This window comes from Streptomyces sp. Z423-1 (genome assembly GCF_013009255.1).
GTDB lineage: Bacteria > Actinomycetota > Actinomycetes > Streptomycetales > Streptomycetaceae > Streptomyces > Streptomyces gossypiisoli.
In genome coordinates this window covers 6,387,011-6,411,957 of the sequence record NZ_CP053109.1, presented here as the reverse complement: position 1 = coordinate 6,411,957, position 24,947 = coordinate 6,387,011, and the positions used below count along the sequence as shown (strand labels likewise).

Below are 24,947 nucleotides of genomic sequence, written 5' to 3'. Positions count from 1 at the left end.
ATCTCAGACCGCCGAACGCCGGGCAGTTCGGCGCGTTCCTGCGGGGAGAGGCCGTAACTGTCGGCGAGCACCCGCAGCCGCCCGGGCGCGTCAAGGTAGCGAGCATCAGCTCACCCAGGCGGCGAACGGCACGTTCATGACGCGGCCCGGTTGCCGACTTCCCCACGCTCCAACACGCTCGCGCCCCCACCCCGTCACGGCATGTCCACGACGTGTCCACCCCGCTCCCCTAGGGTCCCTGACCGCACGACCCCGCCGTCGACCGGCGGCGGGGCGGTGACGGCACCTCTTGGAGTGAGAGTGGAACGTCGTAACCTCCTGCGTGCGGCCGTCCTGGGCGGCTCAGCGGCCGCCCTGGGCGGAAGCCTGTGGCGCGGCGCCGCGTACGCGGCCCCCGCCCAGCCGGGCACCGGCCCCTACGGGGCTCTCCGTTCCCCCGACGCCAACGGCATCAGACTCCCCAACGGCTTCACCAGCCGGGTGATCGCCCGTTCCGGGCAGCGGGTCTCCGGCACCTCGTACACCTGGCACAACGCCCCCGACGGCGGCGCCTGCTACGTCGACGGCAGCGGCTGGATCTATGTCTCCAACTCGGAGATCAACCCCTCCGGCGGCGCAAGCGCGATCAAGTTCTCGTCGACCGGCACGATCACGTCGGCGTACCGCATTCTCTCCGGCACCCGCACCAACTGCGCGGGCGGCAAGACCCCGTGGAACACCTGGCTGTCCTGCGAGGAGGTGTCCCTCGGCTACGTCTACGAGACCGACCCGTGGGGTGTGAAGGCGGCGGTACGCCGTGACGCCATGGGCCGCTTCAAGCACGAGGCGGCGGCCGCCGACCCCGTCCGCAAGGTGATCTACCTGACCGAGGACGAGTCGAACGGCCGCTTCTACCGCTTCGTCCCCACCACCTGGGGCGACCTGTCCTCCGGCACCCTCCAGGTCATGGTCGCGGGCTCCGCCACGTCCGGCTCCTTCACCTGGAAGAACGTCCCCGACCCCGACGGTTCCCCCACCACCACCCGCACCCAGGTCTCCGGGTCGAAGTCCTTCAACGGCGGCGAGGGCTGCTACTACGCCGACGACACGGTCTGGTTCACCACCAAGGGCGACAACCGCGTCTGGCAGCTCAACCTCACCAGCAGCACCTACGAGCCGGCCTACGACGACTCCCTCGTCACCTCCGGCACGGCCCCTCTCACCGGCGTCGACAACATCACCGGCTCCTCCTCCGGCGACCTGTTCGTCGCGGAGGACGGCGGCAACATGGAAATCTGCGTGATCACCCCGGACGACGTGATCGCTCCCTTCCTGCGCATCGACGGCCAGTCCGGCTCGGAGATCACGGGACCGGCGTTCTCCCCCGACGGCCGGCGCCTGTATTTCTCCAGCCAGCGCGGTACGAGCGGCAGCTCGTCCGGCGGCATCACCTACGAGGTGACGGGCCCCTTCCGCTCGTAGGACCCCCTAGGGGACTACTGGTTTGAGATGTCGGTGGGACACGAGGACGCTGGAAGGCAGCGGCCCCACCCGGTCGCTGTCGAGTTCCTGTCGAGTTCGCCGAGCCGGTCGAGCCCGCCCGGGAACGTGGAGTTTCATCGAGTCCCACCGACCTTTCATGCCCCACCCTCACGGAGGCGCGAACATGACTCGGAACCACCCCCAGCCGTCCCGGCGCGCCGTGCTCGGCGGTGCGGCCGTCGCCGCGCTCACGGTGGCCGCCGGAACCGGCACGGCACAGGCCGGCACGAAGACCACCTGGCCGACGGAGTTCCCGCTCCCCGACGGTTTCCTCCCCGAGGGCATCACGATCGGCAGCAGGCCGTACGCCTACATGGGCTCCCGTGCCAACGGCGCCATCCTCCGCACGGACCTGCGCACGGGCGAGTACGAGACCGTCCACCCCGGCGCGACCGGCACGGCGTCGATCGGCCTGAAGCTGGACCGCGACGGCCTGCTGTACGTGGCCGGGGGCGGCGGAGGCACGGCTCGCGTGATCAGTTCCCGCACGGGGCGCCTGATACGGACGTACCAACTGACCGCCGGCTCCGGTCAGTTCATCAACGACGTCATCCTGACGGGCGACCGCGCCTGGTTCACGGACTCCCGCGCGGCGATCCTCTACGGCGTTCCGCGCGACGGCGACGGCAAGGTGCGCTCCCTGCCCCTCACGGGCGACTGGACCCAGACGCCCGACGTCATCAACGCCAACGGCATCGTGGCGACCCCCGACGGCCGCGGCCTGATCGTCGTGAAGAGCACGCCGGGCGAGCTGTACCACGTATCCCTCAGGACCGGGTCCGCCACGAAGATCACCCTCAAGGGCGCGGACTCGGTCGTGAACGGTGACGGCCTGGTCCGCATCGGCCGCACGCTGTACGTCGTCCAGAACCGCCTCAACCTGATCAGCGTCTGGTCCCTTTCCCGCGACCTCCGCACGGCCACCCTGACCCGCACGATCACCGACCCCCGCTTCGACGTCCCCTCCACCGCGGCCCGCTACGGCAACCGCCTCTATCTGGTCAACGCCCGCTTCACCAGCCCGCAGACGCCGGAGACGACGTTCAACGGGGTGGCGGTTTCGCTCTGACGCGCGCACGCACGCTGGCGGGGGCGGCACCTGACTACGGTGGACGTATGAAGCTGTCGCCCCTCGACGCCAGGCAACGTTTCGTCACCTCGCCCGTCGCACGGCTGGCGACAGCCGACGCCCACGGGGTGCCCCACGCCGTACCGGTGACCTTCGCCGTCCTCGACGACGTCCTGTACTTCGCCGTGGACGACAAGCCCAAGAGCACCTGGGACCTGCGGCGGTTGCGGAACATCCGGGAGAACCCCTCCGTGGCGGTGCTGGTCGACCACTACGACGAGGACTGGTCGGCACTGTGGTGGGTCCGTGCCGACGGACGAGGGGAAGTCCTGGAGGACGGGGAGGAACGCCGTCACGCCGTCGAGCTGTTGTGCGGCAAGTATCAGCAGTACAAGGACTCCCCTCCCCAGGGCCCCGCGGTCGCGGTTCGGGTCGACCGGTGGACCGGCTGGGCGTACGCATGACCTGCGATGTGCTCGTTGGGTGCTCATCGCCGCATCGGCAGTTCCCGCAGCCCGTCGAGCTCGCCGTCGGTCGCCGGTCTGAGCGTCGCCAGGATGTGCCGGGCCGCGGTGAGGTCGTTGTCGGTGCCTTGCAGGGTCACGGTGTACGTCAGGCCGTCACGGCGCAGGCGCAGTTCCTGGTGCTCGTACCCGCCCTCGTAGGTGACGAGTTGGCGGCCTTCGCCGTCGTCCGTGCAGTGGATCGGTTCACCGGAGGGGACGGGGCAGCCGCGGGCGTCGGCGCGCCGGGTGTCGTGTCCCTGGCGTGCCACGGCGAGGTGGAGTCCGTCCGAGTGGGGCCGCTCGTAGTCGGCGCCGAAGCCGTCCTCGCTCGCGCCCAGGACGCGCAGGGTGTAACCCGGCGGCGGGTCGCCGATCCGTAGCAGGGCGCGGTCCACGTCGTTGGCGGTGAGCCATTCGTCGAGGGTGGGGGGCCGCGTGGCGTCCCAGGCGGCGTACGACCCGCCGACGGCGAGGACGGCCGCCGCGCCGAGAGCGCCCAGCCTGACGCGGGTGTCCGGGAGGAAGAGCGCGGCGGCGAGGGCGTAGCAAATGCCTCCGGCCGGGTAGAGCAGAAGGCCGTTCTCCAGGCGGTTGACCTGGAAGTTCACGACGGCGACCCCGAACGCGCCGATCGTGCCGAGTACGTAGACGCTCACGGCCCAGGCCCACAGGCCGCGCCTCCGGCGCGTGAGCGGCGCGATCGTGCGGGCGGCGGTCCCGAGACCGGCGAGCGCGGGCACCGCAAGGGCGGCAACGACGGCGACGGCGCCGACGAGCAGAACCGTCCCACCGGCGAAGAGGGCGACGAGCACCGCCTGCGACTGCACCCCGGTCAGGACGCACCCGAACAGCCAGACGACCGCCAGATGGGCGATCGCGGGCCCTGCTTCCTTCGTCTGCGTCATTCTCGTGATCACGCCAGGTCGGCGGGCCGCGGTTCCGTGACCGATGCACGGACCGGCACCACGACCCGCACCTTTCCCACACAGAAAGGTCACAGAATGGCCACATCGCCCATGTGCCATCCGGCCCGGGCAATACGTTCATCCCCTCACGCAACGCGTCTGGGGGGACGACATGACCAACCCGTACATCCCGCCGCCACCGCCACCGCCACCGCACACCGTTCGACCCGCCCCCAGGTGGGCTCGCAAACGGTACGTACTCCCCGCACTCGGCCTGGCCTTCCTCCTCGGCATAGGTGCCGGCGCGGGCAGCGGCGGCGGCGAGAAGCCGACCGACGCGAAACCGGCGTCCGCCCGACCCACCCCGACGGAGACGGTCACCGCGACGGCGACGGTGACGCAGACCCCGGAGGCGGAACCGGCCCCCACGGTGACCGTCACGAAGACGGTCACCGCGACCGAGACGGTCACCGCCCAACCCGAAGCCGGAACCGGCTCCGACGACTCGTCCGACGCCGACGTCTACTACGCCAACTGCAGCGAGGCCCGCGCAGCCGGCGCCGCCCCCCTCTTCCGCGGCGAACCCGGCTACGCCTCCCACCTGGACCGTGACAACGACGGCGTGGCTTGTGAGACCTGAGACGACCAGCAGTGGTTCACGCGCGCCGAGCGGTCCACTCCCGGTCAAGGATCGCGTGGACGACGGAGTCACGCCATGCGCCGCCCTTGCGGACGTGTTCCTCGAAGCCCAGCGCGAGCAGTAGCCGTCCGGTCTCGACTCCGTAGCCGTGCCCCCAGGAGACGGGTCGCGGTGCGAAACCCATCGTGGCTCCGCCGGGCTGGTGGGGGTCATGTTGCCGATGCCCTCCTGCTCGGCGTGGGTACCCACAAGGACGTCCACGCGGCAGCTGTGGTCACCGTGCGAAGCACCCGCCAAGGCTGGCTGACCGCTGCAGGCTCCAGCTTGACGGTCCTGCGCCCTGCCGTCGCCGACACTCTCACCGACCTCGCTCCTCTGCATCCCCCGTGCCCACGACCAGTGGGCCTGCTCCTTACCTTGGCGCTGAGCGGCTGGCCGCTGTTTGACGACTGTTTTGGCGGCGGCGGGCGGCTGTGCGGCCGTGTCAGTGGGTTCCTCTACGGTGCCCGGTATGACGAATTGGATACACGGCCCGCTTCCGCACCACGAGGAGACCAACGTCGTCTTCTTCCGGGGGTTGTCCCTGGACGCGCTTACGCGAGGACTCCTCGGCCTGCGGCGAATGCCACTCGCGTACGGCAAGGGAACCGAGTGGGGGTTGATGATGCACGACATGCTCAGCTGGGACAGCGGCGACTATGACCTTGCCAACTATCGGCGGCTGTGCCCGGACGGCGGCGAACTCGTTGTCTTTGTGACCGAGCCTTGCTGGGCGAAGGCCCACCGTCCCTGGTTCGAGTACTACCGCGATGGGAGCCTGATCACCGGCTTCAGCTTCGAGAACCTGAACGACCGGGTGGGTGAGGACCCTGATCTACTGCTCCCCGTCCTCACGGCGGCGAATCTGATCGGGCCGCAAGCGGATCTTGACAGAGATGACAACGAGGAGCGGACGGTGCAGGCGATCACTGGTTTCTTCTCCTTGCCCGAACTCGAAATGCCTTGACCGAGGGCACTGAGCGGTCTCGTTGACGTGGGGCTGCGATTCGGGCATGAGGCAAGTAGACCCGCGTTGCAGCGCAGGTCGGGAGTCACGGCGCCCGTGCTCAGCGGAGTCACGTCCGACGGTTCCACCGAGTCCGGCTCCCTGATCGACGAAATCGTCCGTGAGGGCGCCGGCCGGATGCTTGCCGCCTCGCTGGAGGCGGAAGTCAATCAGTACATAGCCGAGTTGGCTGCTGAGCGGGACGAGCGCGGGCACCGCATGGTGGTCCGCAACGGCCACCACCGACCCGGACCGTGGTCACTGCGGCGGGGTCGGTCGAAGTCACCGCGCCGCGTGTGGACGACCGCCGCGTCGACGAGGCAACCGGCGGACGCAAGCGCTTCTACTGTCGCTCACCTCCGCGATCGACTCGACGGGTGAAGGTACCGCGAGATCAGCAGCGAAATTCATAAAAGCTGCTCAGCGAGGTCGGCCACGCTGGACGCGGTACGCCGGAGAGCGATACGGCTCAGACCCGTGGCCTCGCAGATGCGGCCTCGTGGCGCAACCGTGAGCGGCGTTCGCGCGTCGTGATCATCGATCAGTGACCCATGAGGAGGGCATTCGTGCGCGCAGACAGACGCTGGGCCAGACACGCCGTGGCCACGGCAGGGGCGGTGGTCCTCTTCGCCACCGGCTGCGAGGGGCCGTCAGCCCTGGCGGACGGCGACAAGGGCGGGTCCTCGCCCGGTGCTTCGGCGCAGGCAAAGGGGACGGCAAGCGGCTCGGCCGCCGTGAAGAGCGCACCGAATCCCGGCCTCGCGGCCTTCCGAGCCAAGCCCTGCCCCAGGCCCAGCGAAGCCGACAAGACCAACGGCCACCTGATCACCACGGTCGCCGACCCACGCGAAGGCGTCACCGTCCACCCGGGTGGCGAACCACAGACCGTGCTCGTCAAACTCTGCAACACCGCCGACAAGCCACTCCGCGAGATCGCCCTCTCCGCCCAGGTCGAGCTGAACTACGCACGCGAGCAGCCGCCCAAGCTGACGGTGGAACGGCGCGAGGCACCCGACGGCGACTGGCAGACCGTCGAGCTGGTCGTGGCCAACGACTACCAGCCGTTGACCGGCGCCTCCGGCGCACAGGACCTGCCCGCCCACGGCACGCGCATCGTGGAGTACCGGATCAGCGCCGCCGAGGACGCCCCCGAGGGACAGGGATGGCTCGGTATCCATGCCGTACGGGCCGACGCGGACCCGTTCGACGCGCAGGGCATGCGAGGCGGCGGCAGCGGGGGATTCCCGCTCAGCACCGAGCCTCGCGCCTGAGAGGTCCGGCGACATCCCGGCCCTGGCCCGGGGCGCCTCGCCACCGGGAACGTTGTCGTCGGGCCGCCCGCTTCTCCCGTGGGCCTGCGATGAGCGGCCCGCCCGCGTGGTGAGGAGGGGAAGGAACGTGGGTGTTGTGTGCACGTCCGGGGGCTGCAAAAGGCCAAGCGAAAGACCCCGCCCCTCCACACCACCGGCATGCCCAGTCCCTCGCCGGTACACGTCCGGATGGGACACTCACCGTCACCACGTCGACATCCACGTCCGCGACACCGACCTCACCTCAGGGGGCTCCATGGCCACGACCATCCGCAGGGCAGTCATTCCCGCCGCCGGCCTCGGTTCCAGGCTTCTGCCGCTGACCAAGGCCACGCCGAAGGAAATGCTGCCCGTCGGTGACAAACCCGTCATCGAGCACACCGTCCGGGAACTCGTGGCCTCCGGCATCACCGACATCACCATCGTCGTCTCGGGCGGGAAGGGGCTCATCCAGGACCACTTCCGGCCCAACCCCGCGCTCGTCGAGCAACTGCGGGCCGACGGCAAGGCGGCGTACGCGGACGCCGTGGAGGAGGTCGGCGAGCTGTCCCGGCTCGGGCACATCACCTACCTCGACCAGCACGGCCCGTACGGCAACGGCACCCCCGTCCTCAACGCCGCCCGCAACTTCGGTGACGAGCCGATGCTCGTGCTGTGGCCGGACGACGTGTTCGTCGCCGAGGTGCCGCGTGCCCAGCAGCTGATCCGGGCCTACGAGGCCACCAGCTGCCCGGTCCTCGCGCTGATGCCGATGGACCCGGCCGACTCCCAGCGGTACGGCGTACCCGTCGTCAAGGAAGACCTCGGCGACGGCCTGCTGCGCATCACCGGCCTGGTGGAGAAGCCCAAGCCGCAGGACGCGCCCTCCGCGTACGCGGCCATCGGCGGGTACGTCATCACCCCGGGCATCGTCGACGAGCTGCGGGAACAGACCAAGCGCTGGTACGAGCACCAGACCGGCGAGATCTACCTGACCGACGCGATCAACGCCTACGCCGGCAACCGGGCCGTGTACGGGCAGGTCATCCAGGGGCGTTGGTACGACACCGGCAACCCGCTCGCCTACCTCACCGCCCAGTTCGCCGCCGCCCTGGCCGACCCGGAGTACGGCCCGCATCTGCGCCGGCTCGCGGCGGAACTCGATCAGCCCGCGGAGTAATACGAAGAGGGCGGCACCCCCGCACAGGGTGCCGCCCTCCCCTCGTGCGCCGGAACCGCCGCCGGATCGTGAGGGTCGGGGATCAACGGCGGTTCCGGGGTCCTGGGGTCAAGCCGCGGTCAGCGGTGGTCGCTTCCCGCCGACTGTGACGCCGCCCGGCCCGCCTCCAGTCGCGCCACCGGGATCCGGAACGGCGAGCAGGAGACGTAGTCCAGGCCCACCTCGTGGAAGAAGTGGACGGACTCCGGGTCACCGCCGTGCTCGCCGCAGACGCCGAGCTTCAGGTCGGGGCGGGTCTCCCGGCCCGCCTTCGCCGCCGCGGCGACCAGCGAGCCCACGCCGTCCTTGTCGATCGTCTCGAAGGGCGAGACGCCGAAGATGCCCTTCTCCAGGTACGCCGTGAAGAACGAGGCCTCCACGTCGTCCCGGCTGAAGCCCCACACCGTCTGCGTGAGGTCGTTCGTGCCGAAGCTGAAGAACTCCGCCGCCTCCGCGATCTGACCGGCGGTCAGTGCGGCCCGCGGGAGTTCGATCATCGTGCCGATCGCCAGCTTCAGCTCCGTACCGCTCGCCGCCTCGACCTCCGCGATGACCGTGTCGGCCTCGTCGCGGACGATCTCCAGCTCCTGGACCGTGCCGACCAGCGGGATCATGATCTCGGCGCGTGGGTCGCCCTTCGCCGCCTTGCGCTCGGCCGCGGCCTCGGCGATGGCCCGTACCTGCATCGTGAACAGGCCGGGGATGACCAGGCCCAGCCGGACGCCGCGCAGGCCCAGCATCGGGTTCTGCTCGTGCAGGCGGTGGACCGCCTGGAGCAGGCGCAGTTCGTTCTCGTGCGGCTCCTGGCGGGACTCCGCCAGCGCCACGCGGACCGACAGCTCCGTGATGTCGGGGAGGAACTCGTGCAGCGGGGGGTCCAGGAGACGGATGGTGACCGGGAGGCCGTCCATCGCCTCGAAGAGTTCTACGAAGTCCTGCTTCTGGAGCGGGAGCAGCTCCTTCAGGGACTCCTCGCGTTCCGCCTGCGTGTCCGCGAGGATCAGGCGTTCCACCAGCTCGCGGCGGTCGCCGAGGAACATGTGCTCCGTACGGCACAGGCCGATGCCCTGCGCGCCGAAGCGGCGGGCTCGCAGCGCGTCCTCGGCGTTGTCCGCGTTGGCGCGTACGCGCAGCCGGCGCTTGCGGTCGGCGAACGCCATGATGCGGTGGACGGCCTCGACCAGTTCGTCGGCGTCGTCCGCACCCGCGTGCATCCGGCCCTCGAAGTACTCGACGACCGGGGACGGGACCACCGGCACCTCACCGAGGTACACCTTGCCCGTCGAGCCGTCGATGGAGATGAGGTCGCCCTCCTCGACGACGTGGCCGCCCGGCACCGTCATCCGGCGGCGCTTGGTGTCGACCTCCAGCTCCTCCGCGCCGCAGACACAGGTCTTGCCCATGCCGCGCGCGACCACGGCGGCGTGGGAGGTCTTGCCGCCCCGCGAGGTGAGGATGCCCTCCGCCGCGATCATGCCGTCCAGGTCGTCGGGGTTGGTCTCCCGGCGGATGAGGATGACCTGCTCGCCGGAGCGCGACCACTTCACCGCGGTGTACGAGTCGAAGACCGCCTTGCCGACCGCCGCACCCGGCGACGCCGCGATGCCCCGGCCCACCTGCTCGACCTTGGCACTCTCGTCGAAGCGGGGGAACATCAGCTGGGCGAGCTGGGCGCCGGTGACGCGCTGCAGGGCCTCGGCCTCGTCGATCAGGCCCTGGTCGACGAGCTGCGTGGCGATACGGAAGGCCGCGCCCGCCGTGCGCTTGCCGACGCGCGTCTGGAGCATCCACAGCTGACCGCGCTCGATCGTGAACTCGATGTCGCACAGGTCCTTGTAGTGGTTCTCCAGCGTCTCCATGATCTGCATCAGCTGGTCGTACGACTTCTTGTCGATCCGTTCCAGCTCCGCGAGCGGGACCGTGTTGCGGATGCCCGCCACGACGTCCTCGCCCTGGGCGTTCTGCAGGTAGTCGCCGTAGACGCCCTGGTGGCCGGAGGCGGGGTCGCGGGTGAAGGCGACGCCCGTGCCCGAGTCGGGGCCGAGGTTGCCGAAGACCATCGAGCAGACGTTCACGGCCGTGCCGAGGTCGTGCGGGATGCGCTCCTGACGGCGGTACAGCTTGGCCCGGTCGCCGTTCCAGGAGTCGAAGACCGCCTTGATGGCGAGGTCCATCTGCTCGCGCGGGTCCTGCGGGAAGTCCCGGCCGGCCTCCTTCTTGACGATCTTCTTGAAGGAGGTGACGAGCTTCTTCAGGTCCGCGGCCTCCAGCTCGGTGTCGACCGCGACCTTCTTGGCCTCCTTGGCCTTCTCCAGCGCCTCCTCGAAGAGGTCGCCGTCGACGCCGAGGACGGTCTTGCCGAACATCTGGATGAGGCGGCGGTAGGAGTCCCAGGCGAACCGCTCGTCGCCGGCCTGCTTGGCCAGGCCCTGCACGGACTTGTCCGACAGGCCGATGTTGAGGACGGTGTCCATCATGCCGGGCATGGAGAACTTGGCACCCGAGCGGACCGACACGAGGAGGGGGTTGTCGGCCTGACCGAGCTTCTTGCCCATCTTCTGCTCCAGCGCGTCGAGGTGCGCACTCACCTCGTCACGCAGTGCCGCGGGCGCCTCGCCGCTGTCCAGGTAGACCTTGCAGGCCTCGGTGGTGATGGTGAAGCCCGGAGGGACGGGGAGGCCCAGGTTGGTCATCTCGGCGAGGTTCGCGCCCTTGCCGCCGAGGAGGTCCTTGAGGTCCTTGTTGCCCTCGGTGAAGTCGTAAACGAACTTCACGCCCTCAACGCTCTTGCCGGATCCGGCTACCTGGGGATCTTTGTTTTCCGACACGGGTCTCGACTCCTCGAGGACGCGGTGGCTGCCCTGACGGCGAGGAACATACCCAGATCAAAGGCGCCTGGGTACGTCCACTTGTGCGTCATGCGCCTGTAACCAGTCGTCCGCCACCGGATCGAAAGTCAAGGCTTGGTAAGCGGTGACGGGCGGATGTTTTCACTTCTTGAACGCAACCTCACCCCCAGGCCGGGCATTGTGCTCGTATGAGCGGGTTCCAGCACGTCTGATTTCGATCGATGAACGATCAAGGGGTGGCACTGAGTGCCACCCCTTGGAAAAGTGCAGTCGCCCAAGATCCGCTCATCTGAGCGCAACCCTTATCAAGGGTGGCGAGAATCACGCTGCCACAGGCGACGGGATTTCACCATGCGGACGTCATGCGGACGCCGTAGGGAGACGGAAACGCGCGCGTCACACGCCCCGCGCTCGCGCCGTCACACCCCCAGCGCCCGCAACCGCTCCTCCACCCGCTCCGGCGCGTACAGGTGCTCCACGACCAGCGCACCGGCCCCCACCAGCCCCGCCCGCTCCCCCAGCCACGAGGTCACGATGTCCAGCCGGGCCGTGGAGCGCGGCAGCGCCCGCTGGTACAGCAGTTCCCGCACGCCGGTCAGGAAGGGCGTTCCGGCCAGATCGCCCGCGATCATCAGCACACCGGGGTTCAGCAGGGTGACGACCGTCGCCAGTACGTCCCCGACCCGGCGCCCGGCCTCCCGTGCCAGGCCCACCGCCTCCGGATGCCCGGCCGCCAGCAGCTCCCGTACGTCCGAACCGGAGGCCGCCGGCACCCCGGCCTCGGCCAGCCGCCGGGCCACGGCGCCCCCGCTGGCGACGGCGGCCAGACAGCCGTACGAACCGCACCGGCACAGCGCGTCGGCGCCCTCCGGCACCCGGATGTGGCCGATGTCCCCGGCGCCGCCGTCGATGCCCCGGTAGACCGAGCCGTCGACCACGACGCCCGCGCCGATGCCGGTGGAGACCTTGACGAGGACGAACGCCGAGCAGTCGGGGTGGCCGGTGCGCTGTTCGCCGTACGCCATCAGGTTCGCGTCGTTGTCGACGAGGACGGGGACGGGCGCGGCGCCGGTGTGGTCGGTGAACGACCTGGCCAGCCGGCTGCGTATGTCGTAGCCGTCCCAGCCCGGCATGATCGGGGGCTGGACGACCCGGCCGGAGTCGGTGTCGACCGGGCCGGGGACGGCGAGTCCGATGCCGCAGACCTCGTCGGCGTCGTGGCCGCACTTCTGCAGCAACTCCGCGAACCACCGCCCGAGTTCGCCGAGCACCGGCTCCGGGCCGTCCTCGACGACCAGGGTGCCGCCGTGTTCGGCGAGGATCTCGCCGGTCAGGGTGAGGACGGCCGCGCGGGCGTGGCGGGTGTCGAGGTCGGCGGCGAGGACGACGGCGTGTTCGTCGTCGAACTCCAGGGTGATGGCGGGGCGGCCGCCGAGCGGGGAGTCCACCGGGCCGCCGGCGCCCTCGCGCAGCCAGCCCGCGCGGAAGAGGCGGTCGAGGCGCTGGCCGACGGTGGCCCGGGACAGGCCGGTGACCTGCTGGAGGGCGCCACGGGTGGTGGCGCGGCCACTGCGCACGAGTTCGAGCAGCTCGCCGGCGCTGGCCTGGGTCGTGTTCCGTCCGGGCATGCGCACCCCCTTGTGTTTCCCAACCCTGCATTACATAGTGGGTTTTGCGTGTTAAATAGACGTAACTCTACGGTAGCCGAGGCCGAACCGGCCGACCGGACGTCTTTCGGGGAGCCCCGAGTGGATCGCATCGCCCACGTCACCGACCGCCCGGCACAGCGCGCGATCGCATACGATCCCGGCGCCGAGGCGCGGTCAGCGCACCTCAGGGCCGAGCGGGTGCTGGCGGGCAACTGGACCGGAACGTCGACCGTGCCCTCGCGCGGGCTGTATCCGCACCAGTGGTCCTGGGACTCGGGGTTCATCGCGATCGGGCTGCGGCATGTGTCGCCGTTACGGGCGCAGACGGAGCTGGAGACGCTGCTGGCCGCGCAGTGGGGCGACGGGCGGATCCCGCACATCGTCTTCAACGCCTCCGTGCCGCTGGACGCCTATTTCCCGAGCCCCGACTTCTGGCGCTCCTCGACCGCGGGGCGCGCTGCGGGCGCCCCGCGCACCGTACAGACCTCCGGCATCGTGCAGCCACCGGTGCACGCGCTGGCGGCATGGCTGGTGCACTGCGCCGACCCGGGGCTGTCGCGGGCGCGCGGCTTTCTCGCCGGGGTGTATCCGCGGCTGGCGGCCTGGCACCGCTATCTGCTGCACCGGCGTGACCTGGGCGGCGCGGGGCTCGCGTCGGTGGTCCACCCCTGGGAGCAGGGCATGGACAACAGCCCCTGCTGGGACGCCCCGCTCGCTCGCATCACCCCGGCCCCGGCCCGCTCCTTCCGCCGCGCGGACCTCGACCACGGCGCACCCGAGGACCGGCCGACGGATCTGGACTACGGGCGGTACGTGCGGCTGGCGACGGACTACCGGGGGCGCGGATACAGGGACGGGCCGGGCGGGGGACGGTGCGCCGGAGTGAGCGACTTCGCGGTGGAGGACCCGGCGTTCAACGCACTGCTGATCGCCTCGGAGCACGCGCTGGCCCGGATCGCACGGGAGCTGGGCGCGACGGGCACGGCCCGGCACGCCCGGGCGGAGCGGCTGACGGGGGTGCTGATCGAGCGGCTGTGGGATGCGGGGGCGGGGATGTTCTTCTGCCGGGACCTGCGCAGCGGCGAACCGGTCGCCGAACGCAGCGTCTCCGGCCTCATCCCCCTCCTCCTCCCCACCCTCCCCCGGGACATCGCCGCCACCCTCGTGCGCACGCTCGACGGGCCGCACTTCGGGGCACGGCTGGTGCCCAGTTACGACCTGCTCGGCGAGGCCTTCGACCCGCACCGGTACTGGCGAGGGCCCGCGTGGTTCAACACGAACTGGCTGCTGGAGCGAGGGCTCAGGGTGCACGGCGACACCGAGCGGGCCGACGTCCTGCGCGACGCGATGATCGACACCGCCGACGCCTCCGGGTTCGCGGAGTACGTGGACCCGCACACCGGCGAGGCCTGCGGGGCGACCGGCTTCAGCTGGACCGCCGCGCTCACGCTCGACCTACTGGAAGCCAAGGGTGCCAACGGAGCCAAGGGAGGGGACCGGGGATGACGGACCGGCATCATCTGCTCGTGCACGGCGGGACGTTCGCCGCCGTCGGCAACGGCGGGAACATCAGCGGCGTACGGGGCGGCAGCTCACCGGACGGCCTGTTCGTCCGCGACGCCCGGCATCTGAGCCGCTGGCAGCTCACCGTCGACGGGGCCGTGCCCGAGGCCCTCAGTCCCGTCGCCGGAGGGGACACCGCCCGCTGTGTCCTCGTCCCGCGCGGCGGCCGGCAGGAGCCGTCGGCGTACGCGGTCTTCCGGGAACAGGCCGTCGGGGACAGCTCGTTCGTGGAGCTGCTGCGCGTCACCAGCAACCGCCCGGTACCGGTCACGGTCCGCCTCGCGCTCACCGTCGACGCCGACTTCACCGACCAGTTCGAGCTGCGCTCCGACCACCGTACGTACGCCAAGACCGGCGCCGTCCGCTCCCGCCGGGTCGTCGAGGACGGCGTGGAGTTCACCTACCAGCGGGGTGAGTGGCGATCCCGTACGACGGTGACCGCCGACCCCGCCCCGGACGCCGTGGAGGAGACCGGCACCGGCGCCCGGCGCCTCGTATGGACCCTCGATCTGGAACCGCACGGCACGGCCGGACTGACACTCCGTGTCATCGCCCGCCCGCACGGCGAGAAGCGCGCGCTGCGCGTACCCCTCTCCCCCGGCGCCGTCAACGAGCAACTCCTCGCGATGGAAGGCCGGTTCATCGAGGGCGTCGCCTTCCCCACCGGCTGGCCGGAGCTGGCGGCGGCCTGCGCGCGGGGCCTCGCCGACCTCGCCGCGCTCCAGGTCCCGGCCACCGGCCCGGACGGCGAGGAGCTGCGCGTCCCGGCCGCCGGAGCCCCCTGGTTCCTGACCCTGCTGGGCCGCGACGCCCTCCTGACCTCCCTCTTCGCCCTCCCCTACCGCCCGCAGCTGGCCGCCGCCACCCTGCCCGCCCTCGCCGCCACCCAGGCGACCGGGACGGACCCCGGTTCGGTCGCCCAGCCCGGCAAGATCGTGCACGAGGTGCGGCACGGCGAGCTGGCGCACTTCGGGCAGGTGCCGTACGGGCGTTACTACGGCTCGGTGGACGCCACCCCGCTGTTCCTGGTGCTGCTCGGGGCGTACGTCGAACAGACCGGGGACACCGTCCTCGCCCGCCGGCTGGAGCCGCACGCCCGCGCGGCCGTCGGCTGGATGCTGGACCACGGCGGGCTGACCTCGCGCGGCTACCTCGTCTACCGCGCCGACCAGGGCGGCCTGGCCAACCAGAACTGGAAGGACTCCCCCGGCGCCATCTGCTCCGCCGACGGCACCCGGCCCACCGGCCCGGTGATGGCGGCGGGCGCGCAGGGCTACGCGTACGACGCGCTGCGCCGCACGGCGTGGCTGGCCCGCACGGTGTGGGACGACCAGACGTACGCGGCGCTGCTGGAGCAGGCGGCCGGTGATCTGCGCGACCGTTTCCAGCGGGACTTCTGGATGCCGGACCGGTCCTTCCCCGCCCTCGCCCTGGACGGCGACGGCCGCCAGGTGGACGCGCTGGCCTCGGACGCCGGGCATCTGCTGTGGTCCGGGCTGCTCGACAAGGAGTACGGCGAGGTCGTCGGCCGGCGGCTCGTCGAACCGGACTTCTTCTCCGGCTGGGGGGTGCGCACGCTGGCCGCCGGGCAGGCGGCGTACCACCCGCTGTCGTACCACCGGGGCTCGGTCTGGCCGCACGACAACGCGCTGATCACCCTCGGTCTCGCCCGCTACGGCCTGCACGACGAGGCCCGCACGGTCGCCCACGCGCTGGTCGACGCGGCGACCGCGACCGGGCACCGGCTGCCGGAGGTGCTCGCCGGGTACGGCCGGGACACACACGCCGAGCCGGTGCCGTATCCGCACGCGTGCGTACGGGAGTCGCGGTCGGCGGCGGCGCCGCTCGCCTTGCTGACGGCGGTGGGCGGCGCCTAGGACGGAGGCCGGGATCACTTGACGATGGGGCCGGAGTCGGCGGGGGGCGTGTAGCCGCCGTAGTCGATGTTGTCGTTGGGACCGGGGCCGCCCGGGGCGGGCGGAGTGGTGTCGCCACCGGTCGCGGCAGACGAACCCCCGCCGGGAGGCTCGGTGTCACCACCGGTCGCGACCGAGGAGCCACCGGCAGGCGCCTCGGTGTCACCGCCGGTCACGACGGAGAGATCCTGGTCGGGCACCTCGCCAGGGTCGGTGTCACCGCCGGTCGCGCCGGAGGGATCCCCCTCGGACTCCTCGCCGAAGTCGGTGTCACCACCGCTCGCGCCAGAGGGGCCGGAGTAGGTGCAGACGTTGTAGCCGTCGTCGGCCAGGATCCATGCGCAAGTGCCGGGGTCCTTGGGGTCCTGGGTCGGCGTGGCGGCGAACGCGGGCGCGGAGAGGGAGGTGGCTCCGGCGGCCAGGACGGTGGCGGCCAGGAGGAGGACGAAGCGTCGGGGGCTCGCGAGGGTCATGGGAGAGGGTCCTTGCACACTCGGGGAGGGGACTCCTCCATTCAGCCCCGGGGCGGCGGCCCGGGTCACGGCACGGAAAGTCGGGGCTTGACGTGTGGGGGGGTCCGGATGCTTCCCGAAAAGTGACCGGGTGCGGTGAACACCGGGGCGGCGCGGACCGTACGACATGGCGGCGGACCCGTTCCCCCACGCCGGGTCCGCCGCCGCACCGCGCTTTCGTACGGAGGGACCTTCGGGTGGCTGTCTTCACGCGTCAACCACGGCACACGACCGATGACGCACCGGACGACACCGAGCCGCAAGCCCCCGAAGGCCGCCTCACCCGCTGGCGCACCGCCCACCCCACCGCCACCCGCGTCCTGCGCCGTACCGCCACCGGCCTCTGCGCGGCCCTGGTCCTGATCGCGCTGCTGCTGCCCAACACCCTGCAGACGATGACGGCGGGCACGTTCCTCCGCATCCCCGTGGAGGCGATCATCGGGGCGGCCGTGCTGCTGGTGCTGCCGCGCCGCCCCCGGCTGGTGGCGGCCGTCGTCGCCGGGCTCGGGCTCACCGCGCTGACCGCGCTGAACCTGCTCGACATGGGCTTCAACGAATACCTCGGCCGCGACTTCAACCTCGTCCTCGACTGGGGCCTGCTCGACGACGCCCAGGCGTACATGGAGGACACGATGGGCGCGGCCGGAGCCATCGCGCTCGCGGTCGGTGCCGTCGCCCTCGTCGTACTCCTCGGCGCCCTGATGACGCTGGCGACGGTCCGGACGAGCGGCGTGCTCGTCCGGCATCGCACGGTCGCCGTCCGGTCGACGCTCGCCGCCGCCGTCGTATGGACCCTGACGTACGCGCTGGGCCTGCAGTTCGCCGGGCTGCCGGTCGCGGCCGACAACGCGGCGGCGCTGACGCAGGCCCGGGCGGAGAAGGTGCAGGCGACGCTGCGGGACGAGGCGGCGTTCGCGCGGGAGGCGAGGACGGACATCTTCGCCGACACCCCCGGCGAGCAGCTCGTACCGGACCTGCGCGGCAAGGACGTCATCTTCACCTTCATCGAGTCCTACGGCCGCAAGGCGATCGAGGACCCACTGATCTCACCCGGCGTCCGGCAGACCCTCGACACCGGCACCGAGGCCCTCACCGAGGCGGGCTTCGCCGCGAAGAGCGGCTGGCTGACCTCCGCGACCTTCGGGGGCAGCAGCTGGCTCGGCCACTCCACGTTCCTGTCCGGGCTGTGGGTCGACAGCCAGCAGCGCTACGCGACCGTCACCTCCGGGGACCATCTCACCCTCACCAAGGCGTTCCGGAAGACCGGCGACTGGCGGACCGTCGGGATCATGCCGGGGGTGCAGAAGGGCTGGCCGGAGGCGAAGTTCTACGGGCTGGACACCGTGTATGACGCCTTCGAACTCGGCTACAAGGGCCCGAAGTTCAGCTGGTCGACGATGCCGGACCAGTACACGCTGGAGGCGTTCCAGCGGCTGGTGCACGGCAAGCCGCGCGACAAGCCGCTGATGGCGGAGGTCATCCTGACGTCCAGTCACCAGCCCTGGTCGCCACTGCCGAGGATGGTCGACTGGGAGGACCTCGGCGACGGCTCGCTCTTCGGCCCCATCCAGAAGGCGGGCACCGATCCGGCGGACATCATCGCCGACGGCACCCGGTCGAAGGAGGAGTACGGCAAGTCCATCGAGTACTCCGTGACCAGCCTCACCCAGTGGCTTCAGCGGTACGGCACCGAGGACACCGTCCTCGTCTTCCTCGGCGACCACCAGCCCATCGTCCGGGTCAGCGGCTACGACTCCGGCCGGGACGTGCCGGTGTCGATCGTCGCCAAGGACCCGAAGGTGCTGGACAAGATCGCGAGCTGGGGCTGGTCGGACGGGCTGCGGCCCGCGCAGGACGCGCCGGTGTGGAAGATGAGCGACTTCCGGGACCGCTTCCTGACGGCGTACGGCTCGATCCCTTCGGGGAAGAGCCCGTCGGGGAAGAAGGGCTGATCAGCCGCCGGAGGTGTCCAGCTCGGCGTCCTCGCTGATCCCCGCGCAGTCGTACGGGTCCTTCAGCCAGCCGTCCGGCAGGACGACGCGGTTGTTGCCGGAGGTACGGCCGCGTGGGCCGTCGGCGCCGGTCGGCCAGGGCTGGTCGAGGTCCAACTCGTCCAGGCCGGCGCGCAGTTCTTCGAGCGAGGACGTGATGGCGAGCCGCTTGCGCATCTCGGAGCCGACCGCGAAGCCCTTCAGGTACCAGGCGACGTGCTTGCGGAAGTCGATGACGCCGCGCGACTCGTCGCCGATCCACTCACCGAGCAGGGTGGCGTGCCGGACCATCACCTCGGCGACCTCGCGGAGCGTGGGCCGCGCGATGTCCTCGGCACGCCCCTCGAAGGCGGCCACCAGATCGGCGAACAGCCACGGCCGCCCCAGGCACCCGCGCCCGACCACCACTCCGTCGCAGCCGGTCTCCTTCACCATCCGCACCGCGTCCTCGGCCGACCAGATGTCGCCGTTGCCGAGCACGGGGATCTCCGGCACATGCTCCTTCAGCCGCGCGATGGCGTCCCAGTCGGCGGTGCCGCCGTAGTGCTGGGCGGCGGTACGGCCGTGCAGGGCGATGGCGGTGACGCCCTCCTCGACGGCGATCCGGCCGGCGTCGAGGTAGGTGATGTAATCGTCGTCGATGCCCTTGCGCATCTTCATGGTGACGGGCAGGTCACCGGCCCCGGAGACCGCCTCCCGGAGGATCGCGCGGAGCAGGTTCCGCTTGTAGGGCAGCGCGGAGCCGCCGCCCTTGCGGGTCACCTTCGGCACCGGGCAGCCGAAGTTCAGGTCGATGTGGTCGGCCAGGTCCTCCTCCGCGATCATGCGGACGGCCTTGCCGACGGTCGCCGGGTCCACGCCGTACAGCTGGATCGAACGCGGCTTCTCGGTCGCGTCGAAGTGGACCAGCTGCATGGTCTTCTCGTTGCGCTCGACCAGCGCCCGGGTCGTGATCATCTCGCTCACGAACAGGCCCTTGCCGCCGCTGAACTCCCTGCACAGGGTGCGGAAAGGCGCGTTGGTGATCCCGGCCATCGGGGCCAGGACGACGGGCGGCTGGACGGTGTGCGGACCGATCTGCAGGGGCGTGGACATTCCTCCATTGTGCCGTGCAATGAGTTCGTAAAATTCGTTAGTTAGCCACACTATCGAAATCGGCGTACGATGGACGCCATGCCCGAGCTCAGCCCCCGCCGACGCCTGCTGGTCCTCGCGATCTGCTGCATGAGTCTGCTGATCGTGAGCCTGGACAACACCGTCCTGAACGTCGCCCTGCCCTCCATGCAGCACGACCTGCGGGCCGGTACGTCCGGCCTCCAGTGGACGATCGACGCCTACACGCTCGTCCTGGCGTCCCTGCTGATGCTCGCGGGCTCCACGGCCGACCGGATCGGCCGCAAGCGGGTCTTCATGGCGGGCCTGATCGTCTTCGCCATCGGCTCGGCGCTGTGCTCGGTGGCGCCCGACCTGGACACCCTGGTGATCTTCCGCATGGTGCAGGCGGTGGGCGGTTCGATGCTCAACCCGGTCGCCATGTCGATCATCACCAACACCTTCACCGACCCGCGCGAGCGCGCCCGCGCGATCGGGGTGTGGGGCGCGGTCGTCGGTATCTCCATGGCCGCGGGACCGCTGGTGGGCGGCCTGCTGGTGGAGGCGGTGAACTGGCGGGCGATCTTCTGGATCAACCTTCCGGTGGGGGCCGCCGCACTGCTGCTGACGCTGCGGTACGTCCCCGAGTCCCGCGCCCCGAAGGCGCGGCGGGCCGATCCGGTGGGCCAGCTGCTGGTGATCGCGCTGTTCGGATCGCTGACGTACGCGATCATCGAGGCGCCGAACGCCGGGGGCGCGACGGTGGCGCCGTTCGCGGCGGTGGCGTTGGCGGCGTTGGTGGGCCTGCTGGCGTATGAGCCGCGTCGAGTGGAGCCGTTGATCGATCTGCGGTTCTTCCGGTCGGCGCCGTTCAGTGGGGCGACGGTGATCGCGATCAGCGCGTTCGCGGCGCTGGGCGGGTTCCTGTTCCTGTCGACGCTCTATCTGCAGAACGTGCGGGGGCTGGACGCGCTGCACGCCGGGCTGTGGATGCTGCCGATGGCTGTGCCGACATTCCTGTGCGCGCCGCTGGCCGGGCGGCTGGTGGGGAGCCGGGGGCCGCGCGTGCCGTTGCTGATCGCGGGGGCGGCGATGACGGCGAGTGCGGTGCTGTTCGCGGGGTTCGAGGGGGAGACGTCGGATGTCACGTTGTTCGTGGGGTACGTGCTGTTCGGTGTGGGCTTCGGGTTCGTGAACGCGCCGATCACGAACACGGCGGTGTCGGGGATGCCACGGGCCCAGGCGGGGGTGGCGGCGGCGGTCGCCTCGACGAGTCGGCAGCTCGGGCAGACGCTGGGGGTCGCGGTGGTCGGCGCGGTGCTGGCGTCGGGGATCGGGGCGTCGTCGTATCGGGAGGCGTTTGTGTCGGCTGCTCGGCCGGGGTGGTGGGTTCTCGTGGTGTGCGGGGTGGGGGTGCTGGTGTTCGGGGTGTTGAGCAGTGGGCGGTGGGCTCGGGGGACTGCTGAGCGGGCGGCTGAGCGGTTGGAGGGGGATGGGGTGCGGCAGGTGGTGGGGGCTGCTGAGGGTGCCTAGCTGGGGGTCTTCCGTGGCTGGGCGCGCAGTTCCCCGCGCCCCTGTGGGTCGGCCGCCTTGCGGTGATGCTAGAGGGAGTCAGCGGCGCCCGATGGTTCTGTGCTGAGCCCGCCCCAACCGCCCCGCCTGGGAGAGGACCAGCGGCCGGACCGGGGGCCTTGTGCGTCGGGGGCCGCGGACGCACATCATGCGGCCCTCGCGCCTCCAGCAACGCCCACTGACCGTGCCGGCAGGGGCCCGAGCTTCACTGAGTGGCCGCCCCGACGGGGGACGCAGGGGCGGCCACCCTCCCGCTACCAGCGCGGTCGGCGTCGCTGCCAGGAGCGGGGGGCAGTGGCGTACGGCACCTGCTCGGACTGGTGCGGGGCCCGCCGGCAGACTTCCTTGTGCAGGTGGACGATCGCACCTGGCCCGGTGGCGCCGACGTTGTCGGCCGTCATCGGCCTCAACGATTCGCTGCTGCGCGCCTGCCTGCCGCGCGAACAGGGCGGGATGGGTCTCCGCGTCCGGGTCGCTCTCCTCGATCCCGACAGCGACGCCCTGGCGCGCCGCGCGGCGGAGATCGGGGAGTCCGCCGAGTCCCTCGCGTCGGGGGTGCGGCTCGCTGAGGCGCGGCTGCGGGAACTCGCGGACGCGGGCGATGTCGGCGTGTGGCGGTACCGGATGCTCCCGACGTGGCGGCTCATCCGCACCGACGGGACCATGTTCGTCGGCGCGTTCGATGCCGGGCGGGAAGGCCACGAGTCGGCCCTGTACAAGGTCATGGAGACGCCACACGGTCCGCTGTACAGGGGGTTTCGGCGGATGTTCGACGCAGTCATCGACGGCGCGCAGCGCACAGTCTGACGAGAGGGGAAGTGCTGGTGATCGAGGCGGAGTTGAAGGCCCATGTGCACGCGCCCGAGCAGGTGATGCGGCAGTTGGAGGAGCGCGCCGAGGCCCGCGTCGAGGTATACCGAGACACGTACTACGACCGGCCGGACGGGTCGCTGGAGAAGGCGGGCGAAGAACTGCGGGTGCGCACCGTGCATGGCGCGGACGGCACACGCACGGTGCTCACGTGGAAGGGCGCGGCGGTCGACGAGGACTCGGGGTCGAAGCCCGAGCACGAGACCCGGGTCGAGGACGCCGACCAGGCGCACGCAATCCTGCGGGGGCTGGGGCATGTCGAGTTGATCGCGTTCGAGAAGCGATGCCGCAACTACGACTTCACCGCTCGCGGTCGGCGCATGCTCGCCACGCTCGTACGGGTGCCGGAGATCGATGGCACGTTCCTGGAGGTCGAGACGCTCGTCGACGAGGACCAGGTGTCCGCAGCCCTGGACGACATCCGCGCGGTGCTCGCCGAACTGGGCATCCAGGCGGAGGACCTGACACGGGAGACGTACACGGGCGCGGTGGCGGCCCAGCGGGCGGCCTGACCGGTGCAACACACCATTCCAGCCAGGTGCACCAGGTGACGCCGACCGCGGAGAGCTGTGGGATGACCTCCGGCGGGAAACGGAACCCCGTACGACACCGTGCCCACGAGCAGCTCTCCAGCGATCCGACCAGACGGATGATCACGCCACCGGAGAAGCCTCCCACTCACCTCACAATGCGCGCCGAGCCCCTCCCCAGGGTGCACGTCCCGCCTACCGGAAGATCCCCGTCACGGACGCCGCAAATTCCACAAGTACGGCCACTCCGAGAATTCCTCCCAAAATCCTCACGACTGTCGGCCCGAAACCGGGTCCGGGGCCGAAGGGTCCATGATTCATGGTGAATTGATGGATACGAAATGCAACATCATGCACATTGAAAGCAATCCCGAGACAGGTCACCACAAATATCCCTGACCATACCACGCCTACGTAATCTCCTACACCACCGGAAGCCGTAATGAATTCACTAGCCGACAACATTCACATTTCCAATCGGCAATGCAGCATGGACGGGCTGGCTCTACTGGTCAACAGCTTTGAGACCCTGGTAAGCCTCTCGCAGGTCTGCACTCTCCGGCAATTTACGAGCCTCTACAGCCTTGACGATTTCCAGGGCTCGCCAATGGTTGGACGGAACCACTCGGCCGGACAGGATCGCTTTTTGAGCGGAGTCACACGCTTCATCAAGTCGATTCTGCTTGAGAAGCACCAAGGCGAGATCAATATTGGCGGAAGCCACCCGACGTGGCCAACGTGAAGGGTCTCCACTCGGGCTCAGTCGCTTGATGACTTCCCTTGCGTACGGCTCTGCTTCGGTATCCCCGAGCCAAGCAAGGGTTGTAGCCGTATAGGACAGTGACTTAGCAGGGTCATAGCGATAGTGGTGCTCTGGGGTGTCGGGGGTGCCGATAGCCGCAGACAGGTTCTGTACTCGCTCAATAGCCGAGTAGGTCTCTGTCGCGTTACCTAGTCGCGCATTCGCTCTGCCCTCTTGGGCCGTCGCCTGGATCATGGCAGATGTACCATGCGGAGCGATTTGCTGAGCCGCGAGAGAGAGATCGACAGCCTGGACGTAGTTCCCGTCGGTCAGTACACGCCAAGCCTCGGTTTCGTAGCACCAGGCTTCAATCTCAGGATGTCCGGCCTCCCTTGCGAGAGTTGCGGCTGTCTCCAGCCTCGCGGTAGCTGCGTCGTCCTGCATCAGGTCGATATGAACGGTGGCCCCAAGCAGAGAAAGCCAACCGCCGAGGACCAACAAGCGTCGGTGCTCGGACAGGGTCTTCTTACCGTCGAGGAGCTTGACCACATAGCCAGTGTGCTTACGCGTTTGCCGCAATAGGTCTTCAGGCTGAGCTTTCGGATAAGCCATGGCCAGCCGGTCAAAGGTCAGCTCAAGTCGTTCAAGGGTGGCGTTGCCTACGTCGCTCGCCTGTACGCGCCGCGCAAGCTCCCATGCGCCCATCTCGTCATCGTTGGAGCCGCTGTCTTCTACGGTCAGAGATAGGCCGAGGTATTCGTTGAGGGCTTGGGTCAACTCGGGAGAGGCAGCCTGTTTCCCATTGAGTACGCGGCTCAGATAAGCCACGTCGTAATGCAACTCCTTGGCTGTACCTCTGAGGCTCTTCCCTTGTGCCTTGAGTGCCATCCGTACCTCAGACCCGAAGTCGATCATGGCGCGCTCCCGTTGACTGTTGACTCTCAGGGTAGTCAACGCTGGTCAACTGCCCTACGGGTACACGAAACCGGTTGAGTTCGACAGACGCAACGCAAAGCCCCCGAACCACATGCACGGTGATCCGGGGGCGTGGCCACCAACCGGTAAGGGGTTGACGACAATGCCCAAAGCTACAGCGAGGCCTCCCCAAAGTCGCCAGCGTGTGGGGACGGACACCGACGCGCAACAGGGCGAGTACACGACGTACGCGCCCCGGGGTGAGAAGTGCCGCAGGTGTCACGCGCCGTTCGGAAGTCTTGAGGTGGTGCGGCGGGTCAAGCCGCTCGGAATCGCCACCAGCCGCCCGTACGTGCACCTTGAGTGCCCCACGTCGGAGGGTGCGGAGTGACGGCCCCGGCAAGGCGACTGCGCATCCGTCAGACTGCCTTACCCGCCCCGGCGTTGGTCAGGCTGTTGGACCCGTCCGAGAGGCCGCCGGAGGGCCCTTGGTGGACACAGTACGGCGGAACGCTCGATCCAGCGTCCGGCGTGATCACATTCCCGCCCGGT

Annotated in this window: 19 protein-coding genes and 3 pseudogenes; 14 read left to right on the top strand and 8 right to left on the bottom strand. The window is 70.0% G+C overall.

What is annotated here, in order from left to right; all coding sequences use genetic code 11:
* Positions 1–14: 14 nt before the first annotated feature.
* Positions 15–95 (bottom strand): annotated as a pseudogene (locus tag HJD23_RS44175) (aminoglycoside phosphotransferase family protein); the annotation flags it as partial.
* A gap of 205 nt (positions 96–300) precedes the next feature.
* Here HJD23_RS44175 and HJD23_RS28755 point away from each other — a divergent pair.
* From HJD23_RS28755 to HJD23_RS28745, 3 genes are all read left to right on the top strand, one after another.
* Positions 301–1,461: an alkaline phosphatase PhoX gene (locus HJD23_RS28755; protein ID WP_171112273.1), complete on the top strand. Its 1,161-nt coding sequence runs from the start codon at positions 301–303 to the stop codon at positions 1,459–1,461.
* A 184-nt stretch (positions 1,462–1,645) separates the two neighbouring features.
* Complete coding sequence (locus HJD23_RS28750; protein WP_171112274.1) at positions 1,646–2,590, top strand: superoxide dismutase; 945 nt, start codon at positions 1,646–1,648, stop codon at positions 2,588–2,590.
* A gap of 47 nt (positions 2,591–2,637) precedes the next feature.
* Complete coding sequence (locus tag HJD23_RS28745; RefSeq protein ID WP_171112275.1) at positions 2,638–3,054, top strand: TIGR03668 family PPOX class F420-dependent oxidoreductase; 417 nt, start codon at positions 2,638–2,640, stop codon at positions 3,052–3,054.
* A 23-nt stretch (positions 3,055–3,077) separates the two neighbouring features.
* Here HJD23_RS28745 and HJD23_RS28740 read toward each other — a convergent pair whose 3' ends face one another.
* Complete coding sequence (locus HJD23_RS28740; RefSeq protein WP_171112276.1) at positions 3,078–4,001, bottom strand: hypothetical protein; 924 nt, start codon at positions 3,999–4,001, stop codon at positions 3,078–3,080.
* A gap of 172 nt (positions 4,002–4,173) precedes the next feature.
* Between HJD23_RS28740 and HJD23_RS28735 the strand changes: the two genes are divergently transcribed.
* Entirely contained in the window at positions 4,174–4,641 is a 468-nt protein-coding gene (locus HJD23_RS28735) for an excalibur calcium-binding domain-containing protein (protein WP_171112277.1), read from the top strand.
* 16 nt (positions 4,642–4,657) lie between these two features.
* Here HJD23_RS28735 and HJD23_RS28730 read toward each other — a convergent pair.
* A pseudogene (locus tag HJD23_RS28730) lies at positions 4,658–4,852 on the bottom strand (GNAT family N-acetyltransferase); the annotation flags it as partial.
* Between the two features lie 300 nt (positions 4,853–5,152).
* Between HJD23_RS28730 and HJD23_RS28725 the strand changes: the two are divergent.
* The 4 genes and pseudogenes from HJD23_RS28725 (at position 5,153) to HJD23_RS28715 (ending at position 8,155) form a co-directional block, all read left to right on the top strand.
* Positions 5,153–5,647 carry a hypothetical protein gene (locus HJD23_RS28725; RefSeq protein WP_197973505.1) on the top strand — a complete coding sequence of 165 codons (495 nt, stop codon included), beginning with the start codon at positions 5,153–5,155 and terminating at the stop codon, positions 5,645–5,647.
* A gap of 96 nt (positions 5,648–5,743) precedes the next feature.
* A pseudogene (locus HJD23_RS44170) lies at positions 5,744–6,030 on the top strand (transposase); the annotation flags it as partial.
* Positions 6,031–6,252: 222 nt separating this feature from the next.
* Positions 6,253–6,957 carry a hypothetical protein gene (locus HJD23_RS28720; protein WP_171112278.1) on the top strand — a complete coding sequence of 235 codons (705 nt, stop codon included), beginning with the start codon at positions 6,253–6,255 and terminating at the stop codon, positions 6,955–6,957.
* A 295-nt stretch (positions 6,958–7,252) separates the two neighbouring features.
* The gene (locus HJD23_RS28715; protein ID WP_171112279.1) at positions 7,253–8,155 is read left to right on the top strand and encodes a UTP--glucose-1-phosphate uridylyltransferase; all 903 of its coding nucleotides are present in this window, start codon (positions 7,253–7,255) and stop codon (positions 8,153–8,155) included.
* A 119-nt stretch (positions 8,156–8,274) separates the two neighbouring features.
* Here HJD23_RS28715 and ppdK read toward each other — a convergent pair whose 3' ends face one another.
* Positions 8,275–11,022 carry a pyruvate, phosphate dikinase gene (ppdK, locus tag HJD23_RS28710; protein ID WP_171112280.1) on the bottom strand — a complete coding sequence of 916 codons (2,748 nt, stop codon included), beginning with the start codon at positions 11,020–11,022 and terminating at the stop codon, positions 8,275–8,277.
* 440 nt (positions 11,023–11,462) lie between these two features.
* On the bottom strand, positions 11,463–12,671 hold the full coding sequence (locus HJD23_RS28705) for an ROK family protein (protein ID WP_171112281.1): 1,209 nt from the start codon (positions 12,669–12,671) through the stop codon (positions 11,463–11,465).
* A gap of 120 nt (positions 12,672–12,791) precedes the next feature.
* On the opposite strand from HJD23_RS28705, the gene HJD23_RS28700 reads away from it, so the two are divergent.
* Together HJD23_RS28700 and HJD23_RS28695 are read left to right on the top strand one after the other, a co-directional pair.
* Positions 12,792–14,198, top strand: coding sequence for a trehalase family glycosidase (locus HJD23_RS28700; protein ID WP_171112282.1), 1,407 nt, complete (start codon positions 12,792–12,794; stop codon positions 14,196–14,198).
* Positions 14,195–16,132 (top strand): glycogen debranching N-terminal domain-containing protein, encoded by a 1,938-nt coding sequence (locus tag HJD23_RS28695; protein WP_171112283.1) that lies wholly within the window; start codon positions 14,195–14,197, stop codon positions 16,130–16,132. Before HJD23_RS28700 ends, HJD23_RS28695 begins: the two co-directional genes overlap by 4 nt.
* Before the next feature lie 14 nt (positions 16,133–16,146).
* On the opposite strand, the gene HJD23_RS28690 is transcribed toward HJD23_RS28695, so the two are convergent.
* Positions 16,147–16,644 (bottom strand): hypothetical protein, encoded by a 498-nt coding sequence (locus HJD23_RS28690; RefSeq protein ID WP_171112284.1) that lies wholly within the window; start codon positions 16,642–16,644, stop codon positions 16,147–16,149.
* Positions 16,645–16,880: 236 nt separating this feature from the next.
* Between HJD23_RS28690 and HJD23_RS28685 the strand changes: the two genes are divergently transcribed.
* Positions 16,881–18,635, top strand: coding sequence for a CDP-alcohol phosphatidyltransferase (locus tag HJD23_RS28685; RefSeq protein WP_171112285.1), 1,755 nt, complete (start codon positions 16,881–16,883; stop codon positions 18,633–18,635).
* Here the strand turns inward: HJD23_RS28685 and dusB are convergent, their stop codons facing one another.
* A complete protein-coding gene (gene dusB, locus HJD23_RS28680; protein ID WP_171112286.1) occupies positions 18,636–19,769 on the bottom strand; it encodes a tRNA dihydrouridine synthase DusB in 1,134 nt (377 codons plus the stop codon).
* A gap of 78 nt (positions 19,770–19,847) precedes the next feature.
* Between dusB and HJD23_RS28675 the strand changes: the two genes are divergently transcribed.
* From HJD23_RS28675 to cyaB, 3 genes are all read left to right on the top strand, one after another.
* A complete protein-coding gene (locus tag HJD23_RS28675; protein WP_171112287.1) occupies positions 19,848–21,299 on the top strand; it encodes an MFS transporter in 1,452 nt (483 codons plus the stop codon).
* A 414-nt stretch (positions 21,300–21,713) separates the two neighbouring features.
* Entirely contained in the window at positions 21,714–22,145 is a 432-nt protein-coding gene (locus HJD23_RS28670; protein WP_232108176.1) for a hypothetical protein, read from the top strand.
* A 17-nt stretch (positions 22,146–22,162) separates the two neighbouring features.
* Entirely contained in the window at positions 22,163–22,720 is a 558-nt protein-coding gene (gene cyaB / locus HJD23_RS28665; protein ID WP_171118560.1) for a class IV adenylate cyclase, read from the top strand.
* Positions 22,721–23,243: 523 nt separating this feature from the next.
* Here cyaB and HJD23_RS28660 read toward each other — a convergent pair.
* Positions 23,244–24,395, bottom strand: coding sequence for a helix-turn-helix transcriptional regulator (locus HJD23_RS28660; protein WP_171112288.1), 1,152 nt, complete (start codon positions 24,393–24,395; stop codon positions 23,244–23,246).
* Between the last annotated feature and the right edge of the window lie 552 nt (positions 24,396–24,947).